Here is a 5,080-nt window from a genome sequence, read left to right as displayed (position 1 = left end):
TCTCCAGTCGAACATGGCATTCAAGGGGCCTTCTTTGGCGGGCGTGATGTCGGACGGCTGCTCTCCATTCAAAATACGCAATGCCAACGCCGCTATGGCCTTGCCCTTTTCCTCGGCACTGCTTAGATAACCACCGACGATGCCGTGACCGAGCATCAGGTCCCAGAAACTGTAGACCGGGGCATTGGCGGCCCTTGAAATTTGGAAAGCCGATTGGGGTGCAGTGAACTTGTTGCCCGCCCCATCTTCGAGAAGTGTGATATACATGACCAAGGATCGGTGCGGCAGGTTGGCGACCTTTTCGAGGATCGTCGGCATCGGGAGCCCTGTAAGATCGATAAAATCGACCCGATCACCATACGGCTGAAACGCCTGCATGGCATTCATGCTCCACGTGCGGCCGATTTTCCCGGCCCCTGACACCACCGCAACGTGTTGGGTGTCGGGATGCAGACGAAGGGCCAGATCCAATGTTTCTGAATAGTTGGGAGCCGAGATCATACCGGTGATGTTGGGCCCCAATTTCCCGATGTCGATAAATTTTTCTTCAACACCTGCGAATACCACCGGCACCCCGGGAAATAGTTCTGGTCCATGGGTCCGCATGAAGTCCAAGGCCGTGTTGTAGACGGCGACAACCAGATCGGGTTGTGATGTTGCGTATTTGTGACGGAGTAAATCGGTCAGCAGCTGGGCGTACCGCGCATCTCTGAAACGCAGCACATCCAGGTACTCGATGTCGAGGTCCACATTACTGTGACCTTCAGATTCCAGAATCGATCGTATGCCTAGTCTCCACAGATTACCGACCGGCGCTGATGGGTGATAGCTGGCCAGTAAGAGAATCTTTTTGTGCTCGGATGGTTGTGCCCCAAAAAGCGGGGTGGCAGAACACAGGATCCACAACGGCAGGATAAGAAACAACAGCAAGATTGATACGAAGTGATAACCTTGCCGCCTGAAGTTTGGGTGCATGAATGCCATGTTGTCCGATTCGATGAAACTGTCGTTGGGTGTCATGATGCGTTTGCCTGATAGCATATAGTTTTACAAGTTTATCAAGATTTCGCAAGTGAGCGGATGCTTTTTCTCACCCGTGATAGTGCTATTGTACCAAAGTGCTATGCACCAAGGTACAATTGCCCACCTCGCGCGTATCCTATATCTTGAATATACTTCATCGTTGCATAAAAACATGTGAAATATATTGTAACATTCTGTAAATATATAGAAAAAATTTAATTTTCCTGGATGTTCAGGAGTCCACAGGATGTGAATTCCTGCAAAAACAGTGATTTTCTCATGTTTTTACCCTTGCGGGAAAGCGAGAGGATTCCAGATCCCGCGTTGCCAAGGGATTGCAGTAAAGAACTACGGCGTCACCCTCGGCGCCTTGGCTCTGAAACCCTCCCGCTTTTGCAACGTTGGGGTATACGTTGGAATCTATCAACCCGGTGACCCGTTCAAGCGGGTGCTCGACCCCCCTGACCACAACATCCGTGCATCACATCGCGCGCTGCTGTGGCGCAGGTAACCGTTACTATCAACGAATTTATGCTGGAACCAACCAAGGAGGTGGGCATGTCCGAGATCCAAAAATCCGCTATTGTGTTTATTCTATTGTCGGTCCTGATACTGGCCGTATCCGCATACGCTGAAGACAATTCATGCAGGATCATGGCGGGTCCGCAAGATGATGTATGGGTGATCATCTATGATGCGGATAACGACGGCAATCCGGGGCCCATCATTTGGAAGGGCAAAATTGAAGCCGGGAAGAGCATTCCGATCACCTCCACTGACGGGAACATCCGTATCGATTATACGATGGATCCCAATCAAGCCTATGATGGGGCCCTCCAAAGCGGATGTTACGGACAACAAACTGTCCTGGTAGACTACTAAGAGATTGAGTTGGTATCAATGATAGCGCTCAGGTGGAGTGTGGGCTTATCGGTTGTTTTGATATTCGGTGGCAGGTTATGATTGAGTCAATCGAGGAGGTAGACATGTTTAAGATCCAAAGAACCGTTTTTTTGATCATTTTTTTGGCGAGTATGTTGCTTGCCGCATCGACACAAGCTGCAGACAATTCTTGCCGGATCGTGGGATCTACACAAGATGATGTATGGGTGATCATCTATGATGCGGATGCCGACGGCAATCGGGGGCCCATCATTTGGAAAGGAAAAATTGAAGCCGGTAAAGAGATTCCGATCACTTCCACCGATGGGCATATTCGATACAATCGTGCCTCAGGTCCCAATCAACCGTACGACGGGGACGAGTCCAGAGCATGTTTTGGGAATAATATCCTACAGGTGGACTAAGTGCCCCTATTCATAGAAACGATGGCATTCGATTGCCGATGCATCCCGGCTCGCCGTGTTGCTCGGCGCACCAAGAGCGTTGGCAATTGGCACTTCTCGCGCCTTGCGATCCAGGCGCCTCGACATTCTCGATGCGTCATCGTATTTACGAACAGGAGCACAAAAAGATTGAGTAATTGTCAATGATAGCACTCAGGTGGGCTGTGGGCTTATCGGTCGCTTTGCTATTCGGTGGCATCGTAACACAGTTTTACGCACGAAGAATCAGGCACCTCGTCGGCGATGAGGACCACCACTTCCGAATTGCGATTCCCATATCTCTGGGTATCGCCGAAAACCTGTTCTTCACCATTGGGGTCGCCTTTGAATTGTCCGGCGTCATGGTTGCCATGGTGACCTGGATGGCCGCCAAAATGGCGGCCCACTGGGGCAAGCAAGCCCTGGACAACCGTGTCACGCATATCGAAACGATACGATTCACCATCCTAATGGGTACGATGGTATCGTTGCTTTTTTCCATGATTGGCGGGCTGATATGTGCCGGTAAGTTATGGCTCTGATAGAATCGGTGGTAACGGGCCACCTATGGTCGATTCAAAAACAGACGAGGGCGATCCGTATCGACCGTTTATGTCGCTGGTTATTCCCGGTTGTATTCGCAGTATTTTCTGTCATCACCGTTGCTATCTGACATGCAGGCTTGTTTTTACACCTAAACTGAGTTAATCCGAGGAAAGTCAAACAAAAATTGCTTTCCAGTCAGTCGCTCTTTGAAAATTCGGTAAAGCCTACAATTCGGTTTACATTTTTGCTATAGAGTCACCGACTGGGATGGGCACAGTGATCCCGGATTTAGTGTCGAGAACACTATGGGACCTGTCCCGTTCCAGTCTCTTAATTGTCTGGCGCCTGGATACCGGGGCCTTAATGTCATAGGCTTGGAAACGGCGGGTTTCATTTTTCCTTGGCGCCGCATTTCTTCCGTTAACACTGCGATGTTGATTCGCGGTGTCGATCTTTGGATCGTAAGCCTTTTTGTGTTTGAGCATGCCGTAGATGATCCGTAATATTTTGTGCATACAGACGCCCATCGCGGCCATGTTGTGTTTTCCGTTTTTCTGGTGTTTTTCGTAGGTCTGTTTGATTAGCGGGTTGCATTTAATAGCTGCCAAGGTGCTCATATAAAGAATGTGGCGAGGTGCTTTACGTCCCTGTTTACTCATTTTAATACCGCCAACGCCATCCCCACTTTTTTTATAAACCGGATGCACACCGAAGAAGGAAGCCAATTTTTTAGCATTTGCAAATCGTTCAACAGTCTGGATCTCAATCATCAGCCCGATGGCGGATTTATTACTGAGGCCAGCAAATGTTTTGAGCAGTTCTACTTCAGGCATGGCGCACGCTTCAATCATCCGGCGGGTTTGAGCGTCAATCGTTTTGTTCAAATGGATGATTTGTTGGGCAGTGGCGACAATGAGCTGTTCAGTTGTCGTGTCCGTAGCCGAAGCAACCGAGCGTTGGGCATCGCTGACAATCTGTTGTGCCTTCTTTAAGGTTACGTATGGGATCTTGGTTATGGTCTTGGCCTTGGCTCTTTTTAGCCTGGCCGCGCTGGGATATGTGACGGCGACTTTTAAAATCCATGCGGGTGTTTCGGTTTGGCAATATCGCAACAGTTCAGGATTGCTCGAGTACAGTAACCCCTTAAACTGATTTATAAATTGGGTTCTTTGTTTAGTGAGCATCTGAATAAATCCCCATTGCTTTCTCAACCCGGCCAATTGATCTTGCTGCTGATAGTTCACCTTTTCAGGATGTGCAACCAGGTATTCGGCAACGTTCTGGGCGCTAATTTTGTCGGTCGTGTTTTTCTTCAAACCCGCTTGGCTGTTATGCTTGACTCCCAGCGGGTTCAGCCGGGCTGTCAGGATATTTAAAGAACCCTGAAAAGCAACCAGTGAATTGTACCAGTTGTTTTCATATCCTCCGGTGCTTTCCATGCCGGCAAACAGCCTCGAATCCGGATGGTTAGACAGAAAGCGCGCGACAATGTTGTACAGCGCCTTGTGCCCGTCAAAGGTGTCATCCAGTTGAAAGCCTTGGGTGACTGGCTTTTTTTTAGGGTTAATAATCACGAAATCGGCATACCCCTTGCTGACGTCAATGCCCATGTAAAATGGTTTCATTGGCAACTCTCCTTTTCGGTATAATTGGTGCCAGGAATCATCAAGCTTGTGAGAATCCGGTGTCGCGCACCATGTTAATCACCGATTTAAACCTGGCGGAAGGAAGAAACTCAGTTACGGGCTCGTAGCCCAGCGATTGCCCCTTCTCTTCCTCCAAGTCTAAAGGTTTTACCGAGTAAAGGAAAGTTTAGCTGCTTTCTGGAATTAACTGTATTGGGGCTCCCTCCCCATACAACCATTATTTAGTTTTTTTCTTATACAAGCGATTCACCTTTCTTGAAGAAGGTCGATTGGTAACGATCACGGTTGGGTACCATCCATGGTTGTATTCAAAAGGTTAAACCCATTGGGTTTGCCGACCTCACCCCACCTTCGGCGTTAGCTATCGCCGCGCATAGTCCACTATAGCGCGACGACATCTGCCTTGAATCTGCGGCAAGCTCGACAATCGCTTGTATAAGAAAAAAACTAAATAATGGTTGTATGGGTAGGGAGCCCCAATACAGTTAATTCCAGAAAGCAGCTAAACTTTCCTTTACTCGGTAAAACCTTTAGACTTGG

Annotated in this window: 5 protein-coding genes; 3 read left to right on the top strand and 2 right to left on the bottom strand. The window is 48.8% G+C overall.

The genetic code is table 11. The features are described 5' to 3' along the window. Nucleotides 1-1,020, bottom strand: a 1,020-nt coding sequence (locus QNK41_RS17680; RefSeq protein ID WP_319259461.1) for a hypothetical protein, incomplete at its 3' end; no start/stop codon positions are given. Between the two features lie 561 nt (nucleotides 1,021-1,581). Here QNK41_RS17680 and QNK41_RS17675 point away from each other — a divergent pair. From QNK41_RS17675 to QNK41_RS17665, 3 genes are all read left to right on the top strand, one after another. Continuing rightward, on the top strand, nucleotides 1,582-1,905 hold the full coding sequence (locus tag QNK41_RS17675) for a hypothetical protein (RefSeq protein ID WP_319259458.1): 324 nt from the start codon (nucleotides 1,582-1,584) through the stop codon (nucleotides 1,903-1,905). Between the two features lie 104 nt (nucleotides 1,906-2,009). Beyond that, nucleotides 2,010-2,330 carry a hypothetical protein gene (locus tag QNK41_RS17670; protein ID WP_319259455.1) on the top strand — a complete coding sequence of 107 codons (321 nt, stop codon included), beginning with the start codon at nucleotides 2,010-2,012 and terminating at the stop codon, nucleotides 2,328-2,330. Nucleotides 2,331-2,512: 182 nt separating this feature from the next. Further along, nucleotides 2,513-2,890 carry a hypothetical protein gene (locus QNK41_RS17665; RefSeq protein WP_319259452.1) on the top strand — a complete coding sequence of 126 codons (378 nt, stop codon included), beginning with the start codon at nucleotides 2,513-2,515 and terminating at the stop codon, nucleotides 2,888-2,890. Nucleotides 2,891-3,130: 240 nt separating this feature from the next. On the opposite strand, the gene QNK41_RS17660 is transcribed toward QNK41_RS17665, so the two are convergent. Further along, the gene (locus QNK41_RS17660; RefSeq protein WP_319259449.1) at nucleotides 3,131-4,519 is read right to left on the bottom strand and encodes an IS110 family transposase; all 1,389 of its coding nucleotides are present in this window, start codon (nucleotides 4,517-4,519) and stop codon (nucleotides 3,131-3,133) included. Between the last annotated feature and the right edge of the window lie 561 nt (nucleotides 4,520-5,080).

This window comes from Desulfosarcina sp. (assembly GCF_033791525.1).
Classification (GTDB): domain Bacteria; phylum Desulfobacterota; class Desulfobacteria; order Desulfobacterales; family Desulfosarcinaceae; genus Desulfosarcina.
This window is presented reverse-complemented; position numbering and strand designations above follow the sequence as displayed.